The organism is Pedobacter sp. (assembly GCF_965279535.1).
Lineage (GTDB): Bacteria > Bacteroidota > Bacteroidia > Sphingobacteriales > Sphingobacteriaceae > Pedobacter.
Genome location: NZ_OZ257244.1, coordinates 1,810,798 through 1,833,135, shown reverse-complemented (window position 1 = coordinate 1,833,135; position 22,338 = coordinate 1,810,798). Strand labels below are relative to the sequence as shown.

Below are 22,338 nucleotides of genomic sequence, written 5' to 3'. Positions count from 1 at the left end.
TCCATTACCCTGAACATTACTGAACAAATTATTTTGATGAAAAGAATATTTCAAGTTTTAATCCTTCTAGTTTTAGCCGCTCCGGCCTTCGCTCAGATTCGCCCTCAAGGTCAGGCACCGGCAACTCCCTCTTTAAAGGTTGGTGGCTTGGATGTCGATTACTTTAGTCCTAAAGAATACATTATTGGTGGTACAAGCGTTACCGGAACACAATATTTAGATAAAGATGTTTTGGTTACCTTATCTAAATTAACCAAAGGTGATAAAGTGGTTTTGCCAGGAGATGCAACTTCTGATGCCATTAAGACCTTATGGGCGCAAGGACTATTTGATGATGTAAAGTTAAACATCGAAAAGTTTGTTGGAGATTCAGTTTTTTTCGAGATAGAAGTAGTAGAACGTCCAAGATTAAGCTCTATTGATTTAAAAGGTGTTCGTAAGTCGGAAAAAACAGCCATTCAGGAAAAGTTAAACGATAAAACCGGAAAGATTGTAAATGATAACCTTTACAATACAACATCGGCAATAGTAAAGAAATATTTGCTTGATAAAGGTTTCTTCTTTACTAAAATAGATTATAAAACACGTAAAGACCCAAACGCTGAAAACAGTGTTGTATTGGAGGCCAATATTGATAAAGGCCATCGTGTTAAAGTTCAACATATCGATTTTACCGGAAATAAAGATTTTAAATCTGCAAAGCTGAGAAAGTATTTGAAAAACCCTAAGCAGTTTGCATGGTGGCGTTTTTGGGGTTCTGGAAAGTTCTCTAAAGAAAAATACGAAGAAAATAAGATCAAAATGATCGCTAAACTTCACGAGAAAGGTTATCGTGATGCCGAATTATTAAAAGATACCATTTACCAGCATAACGCGAAGAAGGTAAATATCAGAATGGATTTATACGAGGGTAAAAAATACTATTTCGGTAACGTTACCTGGGCAGGAAATGCAATTTATCCCGACTCTATCCTTCGAAAAGTGTTAACCATTGAAAAAGGTGATGTTTTTAGTGAAGAGCGTTTAAACAAAAAGCTTAATGGTGGTGGCGAAAACGGTGGTGATATTAACAGTTTGTATACTGATAACGGTTATTTAACATTCAATATAGACCCGGTTCAAACCCGCATTTATGGTGATACTGTAGACGTAGAACTGAGAATGTATGAAGGGCCACAGTATACCAATAACCGCATTACTTTAAAAGGTAATACCATTACCAATGATAAGGTAGTTTTAAGAGAGATTCGTACCAAACCGGGACAGAAATTCAATAAAAGTGATTTAATCCGTACCATTCGTGAGATTGGTCAGTTAGGTAACTTCGATGAATCTAAAACTGTACCTACACCTCGCCCTAATCCGGCCGATGGAACTGTGGATATCGAATATGCCGTAGAAGAAAAACCTTCAGATCAGATTGAATTGTCAGGTGGTTTTGGTGGTGGCCGTATCATTGGTACATTGGGTTTAACCTTCAATAACTTCTCATTACGTAATTTATTTAACCTGAAAGCTTATAAGCCACTTCCTAAAGGTGATGGACAAAAATTAAGCTTACGTGGTCAAACCAATGGTAAATACTATCAATCTTACAGTTTCTCTTTCTCACAACCTTGGTTTGGCGGCGAGAAGCCGGTAAGTTTTGGGATTAGTGCATTTACTTCATTACAATCTAATGGTTTAAGTTCAGACAATGCTCAATTCATGAAGATCCGTTTAAATGGGGTTACTGTGAGTTTAGGTAGAAGATTAAACTGGCCAGATAACTATTTTCAGTTAAGCCATGCCATTAACCTGCAACAATATATTTTGAATAACTATGCAGGTTATTTATTCCAAACAGGTACGTCATATAACTTAAACTTATCACAAGAGTTAAGCAGAGATTCGAGAGATTCGCCTATTTTCCCTAAATCGGGTTCATTTATCCGTTTTACAGTTCAGGCTACTCCACCATATTCTTTGTTTAATAAAATCAACTACGCTACAGCATCTGATAAAGAAAAATATCGCTTTACAGAATACCATAAATGGAAGTTTGATTCACAGTGGTACCAACGTGTTGCCGGTAACCTGGTTATCAAAGCACAGGCACAATTTGGTTTCTTAGGTCAATACACCAAAGCGGTAGGCCAATCTGCATTCGAGCGTTTCAAATTGGGTGGTGATGGTATGCAGGGTTTCGACTTCTTGCAGGGTTCTGAGTTAATCGCGATGCGTGGTTATGCAAACAATACAGTTATCCCGGTAGGATCAGATCCAAGCATTGCTCAACAATCTGGTAGCCCTATTTATACTAAATATGTATTAGAGGCACGTTATCCGGTAATTGCAAGCCAGCAGGCAACTGCGTTTGTTCTTGCTTTTGCTGAAGGTGGTAATACCTGGAATAGATTCAGCGATTTCAATCCATTCAATATCAGAAGATCAGTAGGTGTTGGTGCAAGAATCTTCTTACCGATATTTGGATTGTTAGGAATTGATTACGGTTATGGTTTTGATGCCATTCCGGGATTACCAAGTTCAAACAAAGGGCAGTTCCATTTTAGTATTGCACAACAATTAGGTGGATTTTAATTGATAAAGAGTAAAAATTTAACTAATTATGCAATAAAACATAGCAAGTTGAGTTTATAGAAAGCTTAGGTTATTAACGAAATCAATAAAACACACACAATGAAAAAGTATCTTTTTATCGCATTTCTACTTTGCACAAGCTTTGGTGCTTTTGCCCAAAAGTTTGCTTATGTAGACACAGAGTATATTTTAAAACATCTGCCAGAATACAAATCGGCGTTAAGCCAGTTAGATGTAGCTTCTAAACAGTGGCAACAGCAGGTAGATCAGAATTTTTCAGAAATAGACCGCATGTATAAGGCCTATCAGGCAGATCAGGTTTTATTAACTGATGATATGCGTAAACGCCGTGAAAACGAAATTATCGAGAAAGAAAAACAAGCCAAAGAATTTCAACGTCAGAAGTTTGGTCCGGATGGAGAACTTTTTCAAAGCAGGGCAAAGCTGATTAAGCCTATTCAGGATAAGGTAGCAGAAGCCATTAAACAAATTGCTAAAGCGAAATATTTAGATTTTATCTTCGATAAAAGTAGCGAGGCAACAATGATGATTTATGCCAGTAGCAATTATGACTTAAGTAGTGATGTAATTGTAAAATTAGGATATAAACCAGGAACGGCAAATTAGTATATTCGCCCAGGAATCGAAAAAACAATTAGAAAAAATAAAAAAGTAAAATAGAAAAGATGAGAAAGTTAATTAACGTATTCTTTGTAGCAGCAGGGTTATTGTTTACAGCGAATATGGCGAGTGCACAACAAAAGGTAGGTCACATTAATTCTGAAGAGGTTTTTGCTAACTTACCAGATGCTAAAGCAGCACAAACTACCTTAGAAACATTAGGTAAACAAAAACAAACTGATATTGATGCAATGATCAAAGAATATCAGACTAAGTTAGCGGCAGCTCAGGCTAAAGAAAAAACTTTAAGTGAGGCTAACAAAGAAGTTGTAGGTAAAGAATTACAAACAGCTGGACAAGAATTACAAGACCTAGAAAAACGCATTACTGATGCCCGTACTAAAGCATCACAAGATATTGGCACTAAACAAGGCGAATTATTCCAACCTATCCAGGCTAAAGTAGCAACAGCAATCTCTGCTGTAGCAAAAGAAAAAGGATTGGCTTACGTTTTCGATATCGCAAACGGTCAAGGTGGTAACAATTTAGTATTCTGGGAAGGTGGTGATGATATCACTGCTGCAGTTAAAACTAAATTAGGTATTACAGCAACTGCTGCTAAACCAGCTGCACCTAAAAAATAGTCAACAGTCTTGAGTCGTCAGTCTCGAGCCATTTAATAAAGCGGAAATAAGTTTAACTTGTTTCCGCTTTATTGTTTTAAAGGGATTATATTGTCCAATAATAATGAAGAATACATCACCGATAGGAATATTTGATTCAGGCTATGGCGGATTGACCGTTTTTCGAGCTATAGCCGAACGTTTACCTGCATACAATTATATCTATTTGGGAGACAATGCCCGTTCGCCTTACGGAGATCATTCTTTCGATACCATTTATAAATATACATTAGAGTGTGTAGAGTGGCTTTTCGCTAAAGGATGTCAGCTGGTTATACTGGCCTGCAATACGGCCTCTGCAAAAGCGCTGCGCAGCATACAACAAAGAGATCTGCCAGCCAAATATCCTGACAGAAGGGTGCTTGGAGTGATCAGGCCTACTGCCGAAGTTATTGGCAGCTACACTAAAAGCCAGGCAGTAGGGGTAATGGGAACGCGTGGTACCGTTAATTCTGAATCTTATCTTTTAGAGATTAATAAGTTTTTTCCAGAAGTTAAGGTCTATCAGCAAAGCTGTCCCATGTGGGTTCCACTCATTGAGAATAATGAACATCTACAAGCAGGTGCAGATTTTTTTATCCAGGAGTACTGCAACCAACTGATGGCACAATCTGATGATATTGATTGTGTACTTTTGGCATGTACGCACTACCCTTTATTGCTTCCAAAACTGAAAAAAACCTTTCCCGATTATATAGAGATTCTAAGCCAGGGAGAAATAGTGGCAAACAGTTTGGTCGATTATCTGGCCAGACACCCGGAAATCGAACAAAAACTAGGTAAAACGGGTTCTAAATCTTTTTATACTAGTGGCGATCCATTGGCCTTCGATGCGCATGCCTCAATATTTTTCGGTGAGCCGTTGAAATCGGCTAAGATGTAAGGCTTTAAATTAAATAAAATCAGGTGGTTTTTGAGTTTGCTTTTTACAAACCAATAACCAATGACCAATAAACTAATGACTAATGCACCAATGACTAATGGACTAATGGACTAATGGACTAATAATCCTGCTTACTTAGGCAATTGCTCCACTCTGATTAATACGGTAGGAGAGGTTAATGCATCCAGAAAAGAGACCACTGCATCTTTTTCAGCCTTACTCAACATTAAACCTTTCAGGAGCTTATCATTTTTAGGGAGAAGAGGATCGTTTACCTGTTCTGGCCTAACACGCTGTACCGGCATCCCTACATTGTACATGTTCATTACCCCGTCCATATCGGGGAACAAACCGTTGTGAAACCATGGTGCAGTTTTCATTACGTTTCTTAAGCCAGGTGTCTTAAATTTGCCCACATCTTCAGGTTTTTTGGTGACGTTATATAAACCTAAGTCTTCATATTTTCTTTTGAAATAGGTTAGTCCGTCATTATGAAACTCATTATCCGTAAATAAAGGACCATTGTGGCAATTGATACAGCGGGCTTTTGTTCTGAATAAATGTAAGCCCATAATCTGCTGATCGGTCAAAGCCTTTTTATCTTTGGCTAAAAAACGATCAAAAGGTGTTCTTCTGCTTACGATGGTACGCTGAAAAGTAGCTAAACTCTCGAAAATTCGTTTATTGGTAATTTCTTTTGATCCGAATGCGGCCGTAAAATAGGGCTGATAGCCTTTAATTTTGCTCAGCTTCTTCGGAAGAACCTTCATGTCCTGATGCATTTCATTGTGTGCTGCTACCGGGCTTTCAGCCTGTTCTTCTAAACTTTTTGCACGTCCATCCCAGAATAATCTTTTATAAAACCAAACATTCTCTAAAGAAGGGGCGTTGCGAATATTCGTTAGGTGGTCATGTCCTACAGAAACCTGCCGGCCGTCTGACCAGTGCAAATCAGGAGCATGGCAACTGGAACAAGAAATCTGATTTGATCCTGAAAGGCGGGGATCGAAGAATAAGATTTTACCAAGCTCTACTACATTTTTTACCGAATCATTTTTTAAATCGACAGGCGAGGGCGGAAGTTCGCTTAATTCCTGAAAAACAGCACCTTCATCAACAGTAGGTTTAGGCCATTGATCAGTAGTTTTTGAATAAACTTTGCGTAAGCTATCAATGCTCAGTTCATCTTCATTGTTAAAATCGCCAGATTGGAATGAAAACAAAAGGAGAACAGAAAATACAACAGCGAGCGCAACAAAAACTTTATTCATGGGTTAAAAATACAGATTTAGGCTGATATTGGAAGAAAAACGATCTTTGCCGGGGGTATTTAGGATAGTCCTTTGCAGATCAATATAGTTTCCAAGTCTTTGAATATAATTCCCAGAGAGCTTAATAGAAGTTTGTATTCCTTTAAAGCTTGGGAATGAATAATCAGCTGACAAAGCCACTGAGTAATTGTTTGAAGTATAAAACAGGTAATCTGGATACATTACGGAATTAAAAAAAATATTTTCATTTTCTATAGGTGCCAAAAAGGTCGATGAGGTTTTTAGAATGTAAAATGTTGATATCCCGGCACCAATGCTATGATTTTTCTTTAAAGGTTTATTTATGCCCCAACCTGCATTAAGTTTAATTCTGTTAAAGGAGATGTCAATACCATTATTGCCATCTCGTTTAACGTTTTCTATATGTTGGACCCCAAAATTTAAATTATTGATTAGGCCATTCTTACCTTTTAGTGTATAATAGATTTTTAAGCCATAACACTCTTCATCGTTAATATAATTAACACCGGCTAACTCCTGGTCATAACCACTACCAGCTTTGTAATCATAGTTTAAAGAGAAATTTATCTCGGCCTGCTCTCCTCGCTTGTACCAGATTAAATCCGCTGATGTGTGATTGATTTCATAAGACATCAATGTATTGTAGCCTGGATTATCTGTTAAGTTTCTTTTGAATAACTCATTTTCTTTTCCTTTTTTTAGGGCGAGAATGATATTCGCATTGGATAAGCCACTATAGTTAATAAAGAACTTCGCATATTGACGATTTTGATCATTATTATACCTCAACTGATTTTTGATTTGAAATAACTGAGCTCCGCCATAGCCGGTTATTAAGTAATTGGAAAGTTGAGCATCTACAGTATTTTCTGTATAGGAACTATTCTTATATCCAACACCAATTTGTTCTCTGCCATATCCGTACTGATAACCCAAACCAATGGATAACTTTTCTCCAAAGGTGTATCCGATAGCGGGATTAATGTTGAGCTGAAAATCTTTAATATCCCCTCGAGGATCATTATTACTGAAATGGTTTCCAATCCTATATTCCAATCCTATGGATATCGGGAGATTATGCTCAATCATAGGCCTGCTTATAGCAGCATTAATTTGATATACCGATCGTTCATAATGATTGTTTTTCATTGAACCGAAGTATAATGGTGAGCTATTATTAAATCTTGATTGGTGTGCCCATCTTGTACTGTCCTCCGTACTTCTTTGGTAATTAAAAGAACCATACAAGTGAAACTTTTCCAATGTTGTTTTACCTTCGCTAAATAAGGATATGCTTTGTACTTGCGAGGCACCTTGAACGGGTATATAGTGTCCTTTGGCAAAATCGTACTTAACTGATAAATTGTTGTACTTGTTTGGCATCAGCTTTTCAATAAAAAAGGAGTTTTCCTTTGAAAAATTGTATAGTTGTACTAGTGCTGAATCAATAGAATAAGATTTGCTTTCTGTTGCTTGTATTCTCGAAAGGCTTTCTTTGGTTTGTCCAAAAAGTTGAGTCGAAGATAAGACGATGAGGGTGGATATGTAAAAGAGTTTTCTCATGTAAAACTAAATGGTACTGTGAATTTTATTTAAAGGCTTTTGGTTGCGCGATATTCAAAAAGTCAAAATCTTCTGTAGAGTTGTTTGTGTCTTTAAGTATAACTCTTCCGTTTTCTATTCTTTCTGTTTTTCTGATTACCGATTGGGAAGTATAGGCTCCTGTCGGAACAAATGCAAATCCTGCATCAAGGTCGGCACCTAATTTTTTCGGAAGGCGTGAGGTAGGTACGTTCGGTTGTATCTCCATCGCATCAATAATGTATTTTGAAGGAATTTGATAGTATTTACGCGCAGAAGCAGAAGGGGTGGTTTTAGTTGGCTCATTATACATTGGCCAATTTTTTACATTTTGGGTATTGTCTACCTTAAAAATTGCAATTCCAGTCCTTCCGGTATTATCTAAAATCATATCATTTCCTGTATAAGATAAAACCTCTACGTTTGGAACCAGTGGATTGTCGATATCTGAATCCAATGGTTTTGGTAAAAAGGATCCATAAAACGCTTCGAATTCTGCTTTACTTAAATCAACTGTAAGTTCAGGGTTTCTTACAGAGATTGTTTGTCCATCGGTTCCGGTAAATGGCGATTTATGATTTAGTGCTGTTTGTGCCAAGACAAAGCTTTCTCCAGGTTTTACGGGATAAGTTTTACCTGATCCCGGAATCATGCATAGCGTTTTTGCATATACGAAATCAGTATTTGGATCTCCATTCGTTGTTACCATGTTAAGAGATTTTGACCAATCGTATTGCCCATTAGCTTGCAAATTAAAAGTTGTATTTGTGGTACTTTGTCTACCCCATATTTCTGTAATATATAAGCTGTCGGCATACATTACTTGATCTGTGTTATTATAAATTTCGATAAATTGGTCACGATAAAGCGCGCCTAAGGTTCTATCCGAACCAGCATAATACACTTGCTTTACAAGCCAGGAACCGATTACGCCAGATTTCAGATTTAACGTCAAAAGTGTAGTATTGTCTTTATTAACTAACCTGTTTTTTTCTGAAGCATTGAAAATTACCGGCTTTGTAGTTATTATTCCTGTAATTGCAGTATAATCTACAGCAGAGATTGTATAAGATACGTCAATATCATACCTGCCCGCTGGTAAATCAGTAAATGTTCCTAGTCCTTTATCGTTTGTTACTATTGTGCGGTATTTGCCTGAAATCAGGCTCTTTAATCGAACCGTTATGTTTTCAATAGGAAACGTATAGCCGCTATTTGAAAGGTCAAAAGCCACTTTTAAGTTTAAATCTGTTTGGGACAGGTCGGGATAATGCTCTTTGCTGCAAGCTGCCAATAATCCAATAACTATTATTAATAAAATTTTTCTCATGGATATTAAAGTTTTAGGGATAATTCTATACCAAAAGTCGGTGCGCTATTAGGAGTCACTACTGTAATAGAATTTGGTTTTTGATATCTTGGCTGATAGTTTAAAAAATTGTATGCATTGAATGCAAATCGAAATCGCTTCTTAATCTCCTTGGCTAAACTCAAATGATAGTTAGAATAGATTCGAAATTGATTGTCAGAAGTTAGCTCGTTTTCAGGTACAAACAAATGTCCATATACAGGGCTATTTGGATCAGGATTAGAAATTTCAACATACCTAACATCGCGAGTAAAATAAGCTTTTGGAACTCCATCATTTGGATTGATAAGTGTCTTATTTAAAAAGCTAAACTCTGCTGTTAGCTGTACAATTAAGCTTATTGCAGGAATGTGTGTAGATGATGTTATTCTGCCAGAGCTAAAATAAGTAGTGCGTTTTCTTGGTGCGTAAATTCCAGTAATAGGATAATCTGGATTTGTATTATTGTCCGATACCGTTGATCCTAAACGATCATTCGTTTCTTGGTAGCTTGAACGGTAAATCCCTCCACTTATATTAAAAGAAGTTGATATTAACTCATATTTTGGTGTAGTCAAGATCATATCAAAACCTTGATTATTGGATCGAAGGGCGTTATCAAACTCATTGTGAGATATAAGAAATCTTTTTTCACCAATTTGATTGATAACGGGCTTTGATCCGGGCACAAAGACTGCGGAATATTGAGGAAGAGTTAGGATATCATATTGATTTATCGTATTATATCCTTGAGTATTTAATTTGTGAAAGAGTGAAAATGAAACCTGATAATCCTTAAGCTTGTATAAACCGGAGAGTTCAAAAGTCTGTCCCTTTGAAGACTTTAATTTGGTGCCATCAGGATCAAAACGCTGGATATAGAAAATACTCATACTCTCATTTGCATTTCCATTATAGGCATTGAGTAATGGAATATCAACGAAAGTTGGGCCTGGATATCTCTGGGCTAAGCCTGGAGATTTAACAGAAAGACCATATGCCAAACCTAATCTAAAGTTATCAGTTAGCTGATAGTTTATATTTGTACGTGGAGAAAGTGTAACAAAACCATTCTGTCCATCTAAGCGAAAACCACCTCGAAAGTTTAGATCTCGGCCATTCATTTTTACTGAGAAAACATCTTCTGCATATAAACCAAAATCCTTTTGGGCATATATTAGAGAGAAATCGTAGTAACGTTCGGATGGTCCGCTTGAAAGTGAATTTCCAGTTGTATTGTAACCAATTCTTGGTCTGCTGGGATCCGATAATCTTCCCAGCCCCTTATTCGTTGCATAAGAGAAATTTCCTCCAAAGTTTATATTATGAGCTACACTACCAGTTCCGAATTCTGCATTCATATCCAGTTGTGCAGAGGCAGTTACCGGTCTACCATCAACATTACTTATGGCCGTATAAATTCCTTTATCATAGATGCCGTTAGTAAGCCCGGTTTCAGTAGAATTACTATATAAAACATACGGACTATTTACAAATTGCTCTGTATAACTCCTTTGGTGAGAATTACTATACCTCAAATTAAGGCTAATATTTTTAAGGAAACCGCCTTCAACACGATAACTTGTTCTATTGCTTAAACTTAAATTCCAACTATTAAAATTCAATATTTTACTGGTTGGATCATCATCATCTTTTTTTATACCATCTAGATTTCTGCCATAATCAAAACCCAATGTATTCTTAAGCTTTTTATCTTTTCCAAACGTATTTGTCCACATTGCATTTGTATTGATGCGTTTGTATGCTTTAATTTTATCTCTGTTGTCAGCATAAGAATTAACATAGTTTACGCCTACATTGAAGCTTCCAAGTTTAGGGCTAAGTAAAAATCCTTTGGAGAAATTATAGGAAGTTGCATTATCGCGAACTTGCATCCGTACGTAAGCTGGTGATTTTCCTGCTTGACGCTCAATAATTACTGCACCGTCAGATAAATCTCCGTATTTTACAGAAGGCACCCCGGCTATCACTTCGATACTTTCAATGTTATCTGCGGGAATCTGCCTTAAATCTGTACCACCGTAAGCGAAATCGCCGCTATAAGAACTTGTGGATGTAGTGCCAGTTAATCCAAAATCATTACTACTCACACTTGTGTTGCCCAATCCCCTTAGGCCAGGGTTGTAACCCTGCATATTGGCGTTGTTTGAAATATTATTTCCATCCAATATGATCGCAACCCCAAATGAGTTATTAAGGGTAAACGGGTCCCTACCAGAAGTTGTAGGTTCAAATGCAGAGCGAAGAGTTAGATTTTGAATATTTTGCAAAGAAGGGGGCGTAATCTTTCGATTCGGAATCTGATTTAACAGATCATTCACACTAAGCGCAGGTATTTGTTCAATCATATCCCGGTTAATAATCAATGAAGAGTTGGTAGAACCTGAATAATTACGCTTGGCATTAATCTCAATATTCTCCAAACTTAGATCTAAAACCTTTAACCGGATATTTCCAAGATTGGTTTCTCCTGCTTTAACGGTTAGGGGTAAGCTTAGCTTCTGGTAGCCGATATAGGAAAACTCGAGCGTTAAAATGTTGTTTGTTTCCGATCCGTTGATCCTGAATATTCCATTCTTATCGGTAATGGTATACTGGTTGGTTTCTACAACCTTGATATTTACCAATTCTAAGGCTTTGTTTTGTGGATCTACAACTTTTCCGGTAACCACGTTTTTTACCTGCGCCAGACCACTGAAACAAATAAAAAATAAAAATAAGGATGTGTAAAGTTTTTTCAATTTAGACTAAATCTTAATAATTACGCAAAAGTGTTAAAAATACACTTAGGTTGCAAATTATTTAGAAAGATTCTAATTAATCATACAGCGTTTTAACGATTTACCTCCTCTGTCAGCCAAACCTCATCATTCTAAAAAGAATGCATTTTTATCTAGGTTGTAATTATTTAAAAGGATAACTTTGCGGCTTCAAACCCACACAATGAGTGATCAGATAAAACACGAATGCGGAATCGCGTTTATTCGCCTGTTAAAACCACTTTCATACTACCAGCAAAAGTACGGTACTGCCCTTTACGGCCTAAACAAGTTATATCTCTTAATGGAAAAGCAACACAACCGGGGCCAGGATGGCGCAGGTATTGCAACCATTAAATTGGATATGAAGCCAGGCAGCAGGTATATCAGCCGATATCGGAGCATGGCTTCGAATGCCGTAGCAGATATTTTTGAATATGTACAAAATAAGTTTGTAGATATTCAGGAAAATACCCCTGAACTGATGCAGGATACAGAGTGGCTCAAAAACAACGTTAGCTTTATTGGCGAGGTGTTATTGGGCCATTTGCGTTATGGTACACATGGAAAAAACAGCATCGAAAATTGCCATCCTTTTTTACGCCAGAACAACTGGATGACCCGAAACCTGGTTATTGCCGGTAATTTCAACATGACCAATGTTGACGAACTACTGGAGCAACTTTACGAACTGGGCCAGCATCCAAAAGAAAAAGCGGATACGGTTACGGTACTGGAGAAAATCGGTCACTTCTTAGACGATGAAAACCAGGAGCTTTTTGATGCCTATAAAAAAGAAGGTCACGATAACGTAGCCATCACACACAAAATTTCTGATAACCTCAATATTGCAAATATTCTTCGCCGTTCAGCTAAAACCTGGGATGGAGGATATTCAATCTGTGGTATGGTGGGTAACGGTGATTCGTTTATCATGCGCGATCCGGCAGGAATTCGTCCGGCATATTATTACTATGATGATGAAATTGTAGTAGCAGCCTCTGAGCGTCCGGCATTACAAACCGCTTTCAATATTCAATTTAAAGATATTAAGGAAATTGATCCAGGTCATGCCTTAATTATTAAGAAAGATGGTGAAGTAAGTATGGAGCAGTTCCGTGAGCCTACAGAACGCCTTTCCTGCTCGTTTGAGCGTATTTATTTCTCAAAAGGAAGCGATGCTGAAATCTACCGCGAGCGTAAGCAATTGGGTAGGTTATTAACAGATAAAATATTAGATGCGGTTAAGCACGATTTAAAAAACACTGTTTTCTCTTTCATTCCAAATACTGCAGAGGTAGCCTTCTTTGGTATGGTTGATGGGGTAAATCAATATGTGCGCAAACTGCAAAAGGATACGCTATTACATAAAAAGGAGCAACTGAACGATGAACAATTAGAAGAATTGTTGTCATTGGCTCCGCGTGTAGAAAAATTGGCTGTTAAAGACGTGAAGCTTCGTACTTTCATCACGCAAGATGCGGATAGAAGTGAAATGGTTGCGCACGTATACGATACCACTTATGGTATTATTAACAATCATCAGGATACCCTGGTGGCACTGGATGATTCGATTGTTCGTGGTACCACCCTTAAACAGAGTATCATTAAGATTGTAGATCGTTTACATCCTAAAAAAATTATTATTGTTTCTTCTGCACCTCAGATCCGTTATCCTGACTGTTACGGTATAGATATGAGCAGGATGGGGCAGTTTGTGGCTTTCGATGCAGCTATACAGTTGCTTACTGAGCGCGGGATGTGGCAGGTAATTGAAGATGTGTACACCAAATGTAAAGCATCTTTATTGTTACCCAAAGAGGAGATCGTAAATCACGTTAAAGATATTTACAAACCCTTTACTCCTGAGGAGATTTCTGCGAAGATTGCAGAGATTATTACGCCAAAAGGCACAGTGGCTGAAGTAGAAGTAATTTACCAGAGTCTGGAAAACCTGCATGAGGCTTGTCCGAAAAACAAAGGTGATTGGTACTTCTCCGGAAACTATCCAACCCCTGGGGGTAATAAGGTCGTAAACAAGGCCTTTATCAACTGGAAAGAAGGAAATAACCAAAGAGCATATTAATCAAAAGCCCCGACAATTTCGGGGCTTTTGATTTTTTATGGTGTACGGGTTGTAAGTTTATCAGGCAATTGATAACTTATCACTTACAAGCAAATAACTACAACTACGCGGCGTAAAACTTCAAATACGTTTTGACAATGAGCCATATGGCGAAAAATATGATGACCACTCCGGCAATTTTATTAAGCTTTTTTAGTGCATCTTCCTTAATCTTGTAGCGCAGTTTGCTCGAATAGAAACTTTTGGTAGCATCAATACTCAGCTGTGTGGCCATCGCAATAAAAAAACAGACCAGTTTCTCGGTCAGCATGTTGTTGAGTTTAACGGAAATGATTCCGCTAACGATAATCCAGAACATTAAAGTAGAAGGTGTGAGTATGCACATTAAGAATCCTTTGAGGATGTAATTGCGCTTACTTACCTTTTGGAGTGTGGCATTATCATAATGTACTTTAATTTTAGAAAGCAGGTAGTATATGCCTACCGCCAATAAAAAGGCACCTCCAACGGTGCCCACATATTTATCAAATTCTGATTTATACTCGAAAAACTGACTACCAAAAAGTACGAGGCCTATTAAGACTACATCGCTGATAATGACACCAATGGCTAGAGAAAAGCCAGCTTTGAAGCCTCTTTCTATACTGGTTTTGATCATTGCAAAAAATACCGGACCTGTTAAAAACGACGAAATAATCCCTGCCCCTATACCTAAGATGATGGCTTCAAACATGCATTGTATTGTTTATGATATGCGAATATGCAATTTTATACCTAAACATCTCACATTTATTTTTGTTGCATCAGGTTGCACAAAAGTTACCCGATTTTAATTTTTTTTTATTTAAGTTTAGCCCCACTAAAACTAAATTTTAAAAATGAATTCAGAGCAGACACAAACCAAATGGGGGCAATTTATTCCCCTCGTTACGGTTTTCTTTTTTTGGGGCTTCGTAGCCGCAAGTAACGACATCTTGATTCCTGTATTTAAGGAAGCATTTAAACTTAGCCAATCGCAAAGTCAGTTGGTTTCTTTGGCATTTTATATTGCGTATACAGTGGGCGCATTAATTTACAACGGGATTTCTGTCGTAATGAAGCAAGATATTGTAAACAGGATTGGTTATAAAAACGGTTTAGCTCTCGGTTTAGCCATATCTGCCGTAGGTACATTGCTATTTTACCCTGCTGCAAATACCGGCTCATTTGCCTTAATGCTCTCGGGATTATTCATTGTAGCCCTCGGCTTTTCTTTGCAACAAACGGTAGCTAATCCTTTAGCTATTGCCTTAGGTCCCATCACTACCGGATCTCAAAGACTAACGTTAGCAGGTGGTATTAACAATTTCGGAACAACCATTGGCCCACTTATCGTTAGTTTTGCCATTTTTGGCTCTAACACAGGTGCAACTTCAAATATCAGTATTGAGAGTGTTAAAATTCCATATTTAATATTGGGGGCGGCTTTTATTGCAGTTGCTATTTTCTTAAAATTTTCATCATTGCCTGATAGACCAGAACTTTCTGAAGCGACTGATGGCGAAGCTAAAATAGAAGGATCTGCTTTAAAATTTCCACAGTTGGTATTGGGAATGATTGCAATTTTCCTGTACGTAGGTGTAGAGGTTTCTACAGCAAGTAATTTGCCTGCTTATATGGAAAAAGATTTAGGATTTGCCATAGCAGATGTTGCTCCATACATCTCTTTATACTGGGCAAGTTTAATGATTGGTAGATGGACGGGCGCAGTTGAAGCATTTACCGATAACATGAGTACGCAAAAAATATTAAGGTTTATTGCACCTTATCTTGCTTTTGGGGTATTCTTAATTGTAAACGCTATTGCTAAACACGATTTAGGCCCGTTTTACGTATATGCTTTGATTATTTTAGTATTAATCGGAGCAGACATGGCCAGTAAAGGTAATCCGGCAAGAATGCTGTTAATCTTCTCCGGTTTCGGTATTCTGGCAACATTAATTGGAATGTTCACTACGGGTATGGTAAGTGTTTATGCATTTACCAGTGTAGGTTTATTCTGTAGTACATTATGGCCATGTATCTTCACTTTAGCGGTTAGTGGTTTAGGTAAACATACCAGTCAGGGCAGTAGTTTCCTGATCATGATGATTATGGGCGGTGGAATTGTTAGTTGGTTACAAGGCTTCATTTCAGAGTTTACAGGCATCCAATACAGCTATATTATTGGTGTATTGTGTTTTGCGTACCTTGCGTTTTATGCCTGGAGAGTAAGCAGCATTTTAAGAAGCCAGGGAATCAGTTTTGATAAAAAGATTTCTGGCGGACATTAATATTTAAAGCATTAATTTTACGGCCACAGGATCTTCCTGTGGCTTTTTTATTTAATATAATGGATAAACCAAGTTTCGATACCATATTTATGAACCTGGCAACCGATCTGGCTGCCCGCTCACATTGTGTTCGCGCTCATGTAGGTGCTGTGTTAACTAAAGATACGCGCATTATCTCCATCGGATATAATGGCCCGCCAGCGGGTACGCACAATTGCGATGAAGAATGGCCGGAGCATGGCTGCGCGAGGGACAGCAAAGGGAGCTGCTCTTTAGCTTTACACGCCGAAGAGAATGCAATTTTGTATGCTTCAAAAAATGGCTCTAAAATAGAAGGTTGCACCTTATATACTACACTGTCGCCTTGTATTGCATGTGCGCGATTAATCTTGTCGTCAGGTATTAAACTGGTATACTATTCTAAATCTTACGCTGCATATAAAGGTTTACCAAGTGATGAGGGGGTAGACTTTTTGAGAAAATTTGGGGTTGAGGTGAAGTTGATGGAGGGTTAGCTTACTTGACAAGTTGTCAAATATTTCCTATATTAATATATGAAAACAATGTCGGTTGGAGAATTTAAAACTCACTTTTCAGAAGTCGTTGAGCAAATTAAAGATGGAGAAGAGATTGCGGTAACTTATGGGAAGAAAAAGGAAGTGATTGGATATTTTGTTCCAAAGCTCAATAAAGAAAAAGGAAAACGTACTTTGGGATTGTTAGACGGCAAGGCCGATGTTTTATTTAAAGACGATTTCAAAATAACTGAAGAAGAGTTTTTAGGTTTTGCCTGAGGAAGCAACTAATTATCATCAATAAAGAGAAACTTGGCATAAAGATCCTTTTGATAAGATGCTGGTCTGGCAGGCAATTCAGCAAATGCAGTTTTAATTAGCAAGGCATGCAGTCTTTTTTCAATTCTATTGCCTTGATGAGAGGAACAGTAAAGATACTGGAACCAAGCGCAAGTCCGCTAGACGGGATCAAGTCGATAGCCTCCCACACACAGGAATAGGCAGTATTTTGTGATACTTTAAAGGAGCTGTGACCATGCAATCTCTTCTATGGGAAACAACCTGGAAAAACTACACTTTATATTTAGCTGCAATAAATTCATAGGATGACGAGTCCGAATCAGCGGCCGAGAAGCCTAAGATGGAAGTCAGGGATGTTAATGATATATTTTAAATGAAGCCACCTGGAAGGGTGGCTTAGTGTTATTTCCCTAAAGTCCAGTCCTCTAATACTTTTTCTATTTGTTTCATGATATTTTCAGGACAATGACCTCTTTTTCTAGTTATAAGTTCAACCTCAACGTTTTCAAAATATTGAGGAACTATGTATGTATCTTGGTCTAAGCCCATTAAGATAAACTCATCGGTGCCTTCTTTAATGAGTATGTGATTTGAGTAAGTAAGTTCCTTGTTTTGCGTTGTACAGTAAATCAAAGACACTAAATCTGGCTTGTCCATTGTATCTCTTAATACAATAGTAGGTCGTGCTTCTAATGTAACCGTGCCATTAGAATTTCTCTTTTTTGCCCATAAACAATCAAGAACTTGGCCTCTTTTAAATTTCATTTATTAGCAATCTTGGAAAGAGTGTTCACCCCAAGTTGCTATCACCTTTTTTGCCAGCGGATGTTCTTCTGGCAATGTTAATGCTGGTTTACTATAAATATGAGAAGAAAATTCTTCATGTAATGATGAGAAAATAGATACGAATAAACGTAGTTCTCTTAATACGAATGTTTTTGTTAAGGAGTGTTTAAAGTGAATACTTCCATTATTGATTTTATGAATTAAAAGTCTAGCTCTATTTTTTAAACTAACCACTTTATCTTCGAGTAATGATCTGTTTTCCTCATCAGTTTCGATGAACAAATTGACCAATCCTGGTGACACAGATTTCAATAATTTTCTTGTCTCTCTAAGCTTCGAACATTCCTTTACATCATGTTCAACATCATTCGCCGCTTTAAATATAACTTCGAGCATTTTTTGAAACGCAAACAAAGGGCTACTTTCAGGTGACCTATGTGCTACAACTGACATCATTTTTAGGAGAGTGTTATTTTTGGTTCTGCAATTTTTTTACGGGCTGCAAAAGTAGTAATATTTTTTAAGTAAAACCTTGTTGTACAAAAAAATATGTCTTTGGAACATATGACCATTTTTGCAAGCACGCTTAATTAACGTCTAATGTAGGAGATTGGTTTCATATAAGCAATACGTGAAACCGTAATTCTCCTAGGCCTATCCATTAATCAATCTTTTCTATTTTCCGGAAAACCGTCAAATTTTGATTATAACCAAAATTTTGTACCGACCAGTCATAATTTTTAGACCTAAATACTCTTTTCAAATTAAATGTAACAATTTAGATGCATTTTGAATTTTTGTATTTTTCATAATGGATCTTGTTCTCCAGTTTAAAAATTTCCGCAATGAAACATAAATAAAATTACAAATTTATTAATATCGCTTAGTAATACCCACCCCAATTCCCCCAACCATCCAAGGTATTTTTGCTTTATGGGCAAAGTAAAAGTAAAAGCCAATGGCACCAGGGGGTTAAATTATACCGCTACATTAAACATTAATGAAGCAAAGAAAAACGCTCAGGGATTAAAGAAGATTTTCTCAGATGTTGGTATATCTACATCCAAAGCTTTTGACAGAAAACCAATGTCTGCATTTCAGCAGGGGGTTATTAAACTGAAACAAAAGCTTCAGGAAAAAAATAAGACGTGGAAGATCTTCAAATAACTAAGCAAAAGGCTAAATGCGTATTTCATTAAAACTGTACAGTCCGTTTCGCTACAAACTGTACGCAAATCTAGCTGCCGGATTTTTTGCTAAATCATTCCTTTCCATCTGAACGTTTAGCGGTCTGGCTGCAAATTTTCTTCTTCCCCCAGGTGCTCCTTATCTTTCGGTTCGGCCTTCAAAATTCAGCTTTTCGTTAAATCTCCATTCCATACTCCTCCGGACGAAACCGGAAAATCCATCAAAATGACACTCTGAAGCGTTTAAATCCAATCTAATGGATGCAAATTACATCATGTATCAGTTTTACTCCTACGGCTTTAATTTGGCCTGAACTTAGAAATTTTATTGGACACTAGGTGAAGATTTCTGATGCTTTTATCAGTGCGTACAGCTTGGAGCGAAACAGGCGTTCAGTCTGGAGCGAAATGAATTGTCAGCATAAAAAAATAGGTAATTTTTGAATCTTAAAAATTAGTAAACCAATTTTTATATACTTTATTTAACGGTTTTTAATTTTCCTTAATTATAACTACTTTTGCCCATGCTAGAAAAAATCATTATCCTCGATTTTGGTTCGCAATATACACAACTCATAGCCCGTAGGGTTCGCGAACTGAATGTTTACTGTGAAATTTATCCTTATAACAATATTCCGGAATTTGCTGACGATGTAAAAGGTGTAATCTTTTCAGGAAGTCCTTATTCAGTTCGTCAGGAGGATGCCCCTCAAATTGATTTAGCAAAATTTCATTTAAAATACCCTGTGTTAGCCGTTTGCTATGGTGCACAATACATTGCCCAGCATTCAGGTGGCGATGTTCAGCCTTCTTCAACAAGAGAGTATGGACGTGCAAACCTCAGTTTTGTAAACCAGGAGAATAAGCTTTTCAAAGGCATTAATATCGATTCGCAGGTTTGGATGAGCCATGGAGATACCATCACGCAAATTCCAGATAATTTTGAACTGATTGCCAGCACAGATAGTGTAAGGGTAGCAGCTTACCACGTAAAAAACTCTGATACTTACGCTATCCAGTTTCACCCGGAAGTAACGCACAGTATTGATGGTAAAGTGCTTTTAGAAAACTTTTTGGTAGATATTTGTGGTTGTAGTCAGGATTGGACTTCAGCAGCCTTTGTGGAAACAACAATTGCCGATTTACAAACACAAATAGGAGATGATAAAGTAGTTTTAGCCCTTTCTGGCGGTGTAGATAGTAGTGTGGCTGCCGTGTTGCTTCACAAAGCAATTGGCAAAAATCTTCATTGTATTTTTGTTGATAATGGCCTTCTACGTAAAAATGAATACGAAAGTGTATTAGAACAGTACAAAGATTTCGGCTTAAACATTAAAGGTGTTGATGCTAAAGATCGTTTCCTGGGTGCATTAGCAGGTGTTGAAGATCCGGAAACCAAACGTAAAATAATTGGCCGTGTGTTTATCGAAGTGTTTGATGATGAAGCACATCAGATTCAGGATGTGAAATGGCTGGCACAAGGAACCATTTATCCGGATGTAATCGAATCGGTTTCAGTTAAAGGTCCTTCTGCAACAATCAAATCTCATCACAACGTAGGTGGATTGCCTGATTTTATGAAACTGAAGGTGGTTGAACCGTTAAAATCGTTATTTAAAGATGAGGTTCGCCGCGTTGGAACAACGTTAGGTTTAGAAGCTTTCATTTTAGGCAGACACCCTTTCCCGGGGCCAGGTTTAGGTATCCGTATTATCGGAGAGGTTACGCCAGAGAAAGTAGCTATTTTACAAGATGCAGATCATATTTACATCAATAACCTTAAAGAGGCTGGTTTATATGATAAAATCTGGCAGGCAGGCGCCATATTTTTACCCGTAAGGTCAGTAGGCGTAATGGGTGATGAGCGTACTTATGAAAATGTAATCGCTTTACGTGCAGTAGAATCTCTTGATGGGATGACGGCTGACTGGTGTCATTTACCATATGAGGTATTGGCGAAAATATCTAACGAAATCATTAATAAAGTTAAGGGAATTAACAGAGTGGTGTACGATATCAGCTCTAAACCTCCTGCAACTATTGAGTGGGAATAATTTAAGTCCAGAGTCTTGAGTATTTAGTCGAGAGTCTATATAAATGATACGATTATGCTAGCAAGGTGGAATAAACTTTGCTAGCATATTTTGTTAATAAAGTAAGGTATGCGTTTAAAATATAAATATTGGTTTCTGGTTTTAGGATGTGTTTTCTTAGCGGCTTGTTCGCCAAAGATCAGAACGCCTAAGCCCGAATCAAAACCAACAGAAAAGGAAAAAGTTGCAGAGAAGAAACCTGTTAAAAGGTTTTCTCAAGCCAATATTTCTTTGCTGGTTCCTTTTAAACTCAACGAGGTTAATTTAAAAACTGCTACCAAAGCTGATATTGAAAAGTTTGCCATGCCCATCGATTTTTATCAGGGCTTTAAACTTGGAATTGATTCTGTTGCCGCTTCTGGGTTAAATTTTAAACTCAATGTTTTTGATACGCGAGATGATAATACCCATATCGCCAGTCTGTATAAAAACGATGGTTTTAAGCAAAGTAATCTGATCATTGGCCCTGTTTTTCCTGAAGGGCAAAAATTCATCGCCAACTACTCCAAAGACAATAACAACTTAGTAGTATCGCCTTTGGCGGCCTCACAACCAGCAGATTTTAACAATCCTAATTTGGTATCGATTGTAAATAACATCGATCTTCACGGGAAAAAAATTGCAGCCTACATAGCCAGAAATTTTAATCCGGCCAACACAATCGTAGTGTTAATCAATACGAAGAAAACGGAAGATGAACAGTTAGCATCACCGATCAAAACCTTTTTTGAAAATACCGCTAAGGGTAAATTTATTGTTCAGGAATACGCATCTTCTTACGCCTTTGAAACTAAGATGATTAAAGGTAAGCAGTATGCAGTGATTGTAACCTCAGCTGATCGTGCATTTGTATTGCCTACCATAGAAAAACTTTACAAGCTTAAAAATCTTGCTGCCGGAGGGTACAATATTCAGCTTTTTGGTCACCCCAATTGGGTAAAGCAGAATTATCCGGTTGAAAAGCTCGAGAATTTAAATACCATAATCAGCTCTTCCTATAAAATTGATTATAAGAATGCTGCGGTCGTTTCATTTATTAAGCGATACAGAAGTAAATACGGGTTTGAACCTGGCGATTATGCTTTTAAGGGCTTTGATATTGCCTACTATTTTGGCAGATTGCTGGCTACCTACGGAGAAGACTACAGAGATTATCTGACCAAAGAAAAATACAAAGGTTTACATAATAGCTTCTCTTTCATACACGATGAGAAGTTCGGTTATATCAATACCAGTTTAATGCTGTTGAGATATAAAAATTACGCGTTAAATATCGTAGAATAATCAGATT

The 22,338-nt window shown here is 37.3% G+C and carries 18 protein-coding genes; 11 read left to right on the top strand and 7 right to left on the bottom strand.

Features of this window, described 5'->3' with window-relative positions; translation table 11 throughout:
* The first annotated feature begins 36 nt into the window (after positions 1–36).
* The 4 genes from bamA (at position 37) to murI (ending at position 4,767) form a co-directional block, all read left to right on the top strand.
* A complete protein-coding gene (bamA, locus tag ACQY77_RS07240) occupies positions 37–2,580 on the top strand; it encodes an outer membrane protein assembly factor BamA (protein ID WP_421938651.1) in 2,544 nt (847 codons plus the stop codon).
* A gap of 99 nt (positions 2,581–2,679) precedes the next feature.
* Entirely contained in the window at positions 2,680–3,207 is a 528-nt protein-coding gene (locus tag ACQY77_RS07235; protein WP_421938652.1) for an OmpH family outer membrane protein, read from the top strand.
* A 59-nt stretch (positions 3,208–3,266) separates the two neighbouring features.
* Positions 3,267–3,845 carry an OmpH family outer membrane protein gene (locus tag ACQY77_RS07230; RefSeq protein WP_421938653.1) on the top strand — a complete coding sequence of 193 codons (579 nt, stop codon included), beginning with the start codon at positions 3,267–3,269 and terminating at the stop codon, positions 3,843–3,845.
* Between the two features lie 103 nt (positions 3,846–3,948).
* The gene (gene murI / locus ACQY77_RS07225; RefSeq protein ID WP_421938654.1) at positions 3,949–4,767 is read left to right on the top strand and encodes a glutamate racemase; all 819 of its coding nucleotides are present in this window, start codon (positions 3,949–3,951) and stop codon (positions 4,765–4,767) included.
* Positions 4,768–4,898: 131 nt separating this feature from the next.
* Here murI and ACQY77_RS07220 read toward each other — a convergent pair whose 3' ends face one another.
* The 4 genes from ACQY77_RS07220 to ACQY77_RS07205 form a co-directional block, all read right to left on the bottom strand.
* Positions 4,899–6,038: a cytochrome-c peroxidase gene (locus ACQY77_RS07220; protein WP_421938655.1), complete on the bottom strand. Its 1,140-nt coding sequence runs from the start codon at positions 6,036–6,038 to the stop codon at positions 4,899–4,901.
* Between the two features lie 3 nt (positions 6,039–6,041).
* Positions 6,042–7,442, bottom strand: coding sequence for a DUF6850 family outer membrane beta-barrel protein (locus ACQY77_RS07215; RefSeq protein WP_421938656.1), 1,401 nt, complete (start codon positions 7,440–7,442; stop codon positions 6,042–6,044).
* A gap of 205 nt (positions 7,443–7,647) precedes the next feature.
* Complete coding sequence (locus ACQY77_RS07210) at positions 7,648–8,970, bottom strand: DUF4876 domain-containing protein (protein WP_421938657.1); 1,323 nt, start codon at positions 8,968–8,970, stop codon at positions 7,648–7,650.
* Positions 8,971–8,975: 5 nt separating this feature from the next.
* Positions 8,976–11,750 (bottom strand): TonB-dependent receptor, encoded by a 2,775-nt coding sequence (locus ACQY77_RS07205; RefSeq protein WP_421938658.1) that lies wholly within the window; start codon positions 11,748–11,750, stop codon positions 8,976–8,978.
* Between the two features lie 202 nt (positions 11,751–11,952).
* Here ACQY77_RS07205 and ACQY77_RS07200 point away from each other — a divergent pair, with 202 nt between their 5' ends.
* Entirely contained in the window at positions 11,953–13,854 is a 1,902-nt protein-coding gene (locus ACQY77_RS07200; protein ID WP_421938659.1) for an amidophosphoribosyltransferase, read from the top strand.
* A 103-nt stretch (positions 13,855–13,957) separates the two neighbouring features.
* Here ACQY77_RS07200 and ACQY77_RS07195 read toward each other — a convergent pair whose 3' ends face one another.
* The gene (locus ACQY77_RS07195; RefSeq protein ID WP_421938660.1) at positions 13,958–14,587 is read right to left on the bottom strand and encodes a LysE family translocator; all 630 of its coding nucleotides are present in this window, start codon (positions 14,585–14,587) and stop codon (positions 13,958–13,960) included.
* A 145-nt stretch (positions 14,588–14,732) separates the two neighbouring features.
* On the opposite strand from ACQY77_RS07195, the gene ACQY77_RS07190 reads away from it, so the two are divergent.
* Genes ACQY77_RS07190 through ACQY77_RS07180 form a run of 3 tightly spaced genes read left to right on the top strand, consistent with a single transcriptional unit; the run spans position 14,733 to position 16,960 of the window.
* Positions 14,733–16,166, top strand: coding sequence for an MFS transporter (locus ACQY77_RS07190; RefSeq protein WP_421938661.1), 1,434 nt, complete (start codon positions 14,733–14,735; stop codon positions 16,164–16,166).
* 59 nt (positions 16,167–16,225) lie between these two features.
* On the top strand, positions 16,226–16,681 hold the full coding sequence (locus ACQY77_RS07185) for a deoxycytidylate deaminase (RefSeq protein ID WP_421938662.1): 456 nt from the start codon (positions 16,226–16,228) through the stop codon (positions 16,679–16,681).
* A gap of 39 nt (positions 16,682–16,720) precedes the next feature.
* Positions 16,721–16,960 carry a type II toxin-antitoxin system Phd/YefM family antitoxin gene (locus ACQY77_RS07180; protein ID WP_421938663.1) on the top strand — a complete coding sequence of 80 codons (240 nt, stop codon included), beginning with the start codon at positions 16,721–16,723 and terminating at the stop codon, positions 16,958–16,960.
* Between the two features lie 423 nt (positions 16,961–17,383).
* On the opposite strand, the gene ACQY77_RS07175 is transcribed toward ACQY77_RS07180, so the two are convergent.
* Together ACQY77_RS07175 and ACQY77_RS07170 are read right to left on the bottom strand one after the other, a co-directional pair.
* Positions 17,384–17,746 (bottom strand): type II toxin-antitoxin system PemK/MazF family toxin, encoded by a 363-nt coding sequence (locus ACQY77_RS07175; protein WP_421938664.1) that lies wholly within the window; start codon positions 17,744–17,746, stop codon positions 17,384–17,386.
* A 3-nt stretch (positions 17,747–17,749) separates the two neighbouring features.
* A complete protein-coding gene (locus ACQY77_RS07170) occupies positions 17,750–18,223 on the bottom strand; it encodes a hypothetical protein (protein WP_421938665.1) in 474 nt (157 codons plus the stop codon).
* A gap of 477 nt (positions 18,224–18,700) precedes the next feature.
* Between ACQY77_RS07170 and ACQY77_RS07165 the strand changes: the two genes are divergently transcribed.
* The 3 genes from ACQY77_RS07165 to ACQY77_RS07155 all read left to right on the top strand — a co-directional run bounded on the left by ACQY77_RS07165 (position 18,701) and on the right by ACQY77_RS07155 (position 22,331).
* Positions 18,701–18,934 carry a hypothetical protein gene (locus tag ACQY77_RS07165; RefSeq protein WP_421938666.1) on the top strand — a complete coding sequence of 78 codons (234 nt, stop codon included), beginning with the start codon at positions 18,701–18,703 and terminating at the stop codon, positions 18,932–18,934.
* Between the two features lie 544 nt (positions 18,935–19,478).
* Positions 19,479–21,008: a glutamine-hydrolyzing GMP synthase gene (guaA, locus tag ACQY77_RS07160; RefSeq protein ID WP_421938667.1), complete on the top strand. Its 1,530-nt coding sequence runs from the start codon at positions 19,479–19,481 to the stop codon at positions 21,006–21,008.
* Positions 21,009–21,116: 108 nt separating this feature from the next.
* Positions 21,117–22,331 carry an ABC transporter substrate-binding protein gene (locus ACQY77_RS07155; RefSeq protein WP_421938668.1) on the top strand — a complete coding sequence of 405 codons (1,215 nt, stop codon included), beginning with the start codon at positions 21,117–21,119 and terminating at the stop codon, positions 22,329–22,331.
* The last annotated feature ends 7 nt before the right edge of the window (positions 22,332–22,338 follow it).

Bases quoted from the DNA above. Each gene is read 5' to 3' on its own strand.
- ACQY77_RS07165 (WP_421938666.1), top strand. From the start codon at position 18,701: ATGGGCAAAGTAAAAGTAAAAGCCAATGGCACCAGGGGGTTAAATTAT.
- ACQY77_RS07210 (WP_421938657.1), bottom strand. From the start codon at position 8,970: ATGAGAAAAATTTTATTAATAATAGTTATTGGATTATTGGCAGCTTGC.
- ACQY77_RS07170 (WP_421938665.1), bottom strand. From the start codon at position 18,223: ATGATGTCAGTTGTAGCACATAGGTCACCTGAAAGTAGCCCTTTGTTT.
- guaA (WP_421938667.1), top strand. From the start codon at position 19,479: ATGCTAGAAAAAATCATTATCCTCGATTTTGGTTCGCAATATACACAA.
- ACQY77_RS07200 (WP_421938659.1), top strand. From the start codon at position 11,953: ATGAGTGATCAGATAAAACACGAATGCGGAATCGCGTTTATTCGCCTG.
- ACQY77_RS07230 (WP_421938653.1), top strand. From the start codon at position 3,267: ATGAGAAAGTTAATTAACGTATTCTTTGTAGCAGCAGGGTTATTGTTT.
- bamA (WP_421938651.1), top strand. From the start codon at position 37: ATGAAAAGAATATTTCAAGTTTTAATCCTTCTAGTTTTAGCCGCTCCG.
- ACQY77_RS07220 (WP_421938655.1), bottom strand. From the start codon at position 6,038: ATGAATAAAGTTTTTGTTGCGCTCGCTGTTGTATTTTCTGTTCTCCTT.
- ACQY77_RS07155 (WP_421938668.1), top strand. From the start codon at position 21,117: ATGCGTTTAAAATATAAATATTGGTTTCTGGTTTTAGGATGTGTTTTC.
- ACQY77_RS07175 (WP_421938664.1), bottom strand. From the start codon at position 17,746: ATGAAATTTAAAAGAGGCCAAGTTCTTGATTGTTTATGGGCAAAAAAG.
- ACQY77_RS07185 (WP_421938662.1), top strand. From the start codon at position 16,226: ATGGATAAACCAAGTTTCGATACCATATTTATGAACCTGGCAACCGAT.
- murI (WP_421938654.1), top strand. From the start codon at position 3,949: ATGAAGAATACATCACCGATAGGAATATTTGATTCAGGCTATGGCGGA.
- ACQY77_RS07190 (WP_421938661.1), top strand. From the start codon at position 14,733: ATGAATTCAGAGCAGACACAAACCAAATGGGGGCAATTTATTCCCCTC.
- ACQY77_RS07235 (WP_421938652.1), top strand. From the start codon at position 2,680: ATGAAAAAGTATCTTTTTATCGCATTTCTACTTTGCACAAGCTTTGGT.
- ACQY77_RS07195 (WP_421938660.1), bottom strand. From the start codon at position 14,587: ATGTTTGAAGCCATCATCTTAGGTATAGGGGCAGGGATTATTTCGTCG.
- ACQY77_RS07180 (WP_421938663.1), top strand. From the start codon at position 16,721: ATGAAAACAATGTCGGTTGGAGAATTTAAAACTCACTTTTCAGAAGTC.
- ACQY77_RS07215 (WP_421938656.1), bottom strand. From the start codon at position 7,442: ATGCCAAACAAGTACAACAATTTATCAGTTAAGTACGATTTTGCCAAA.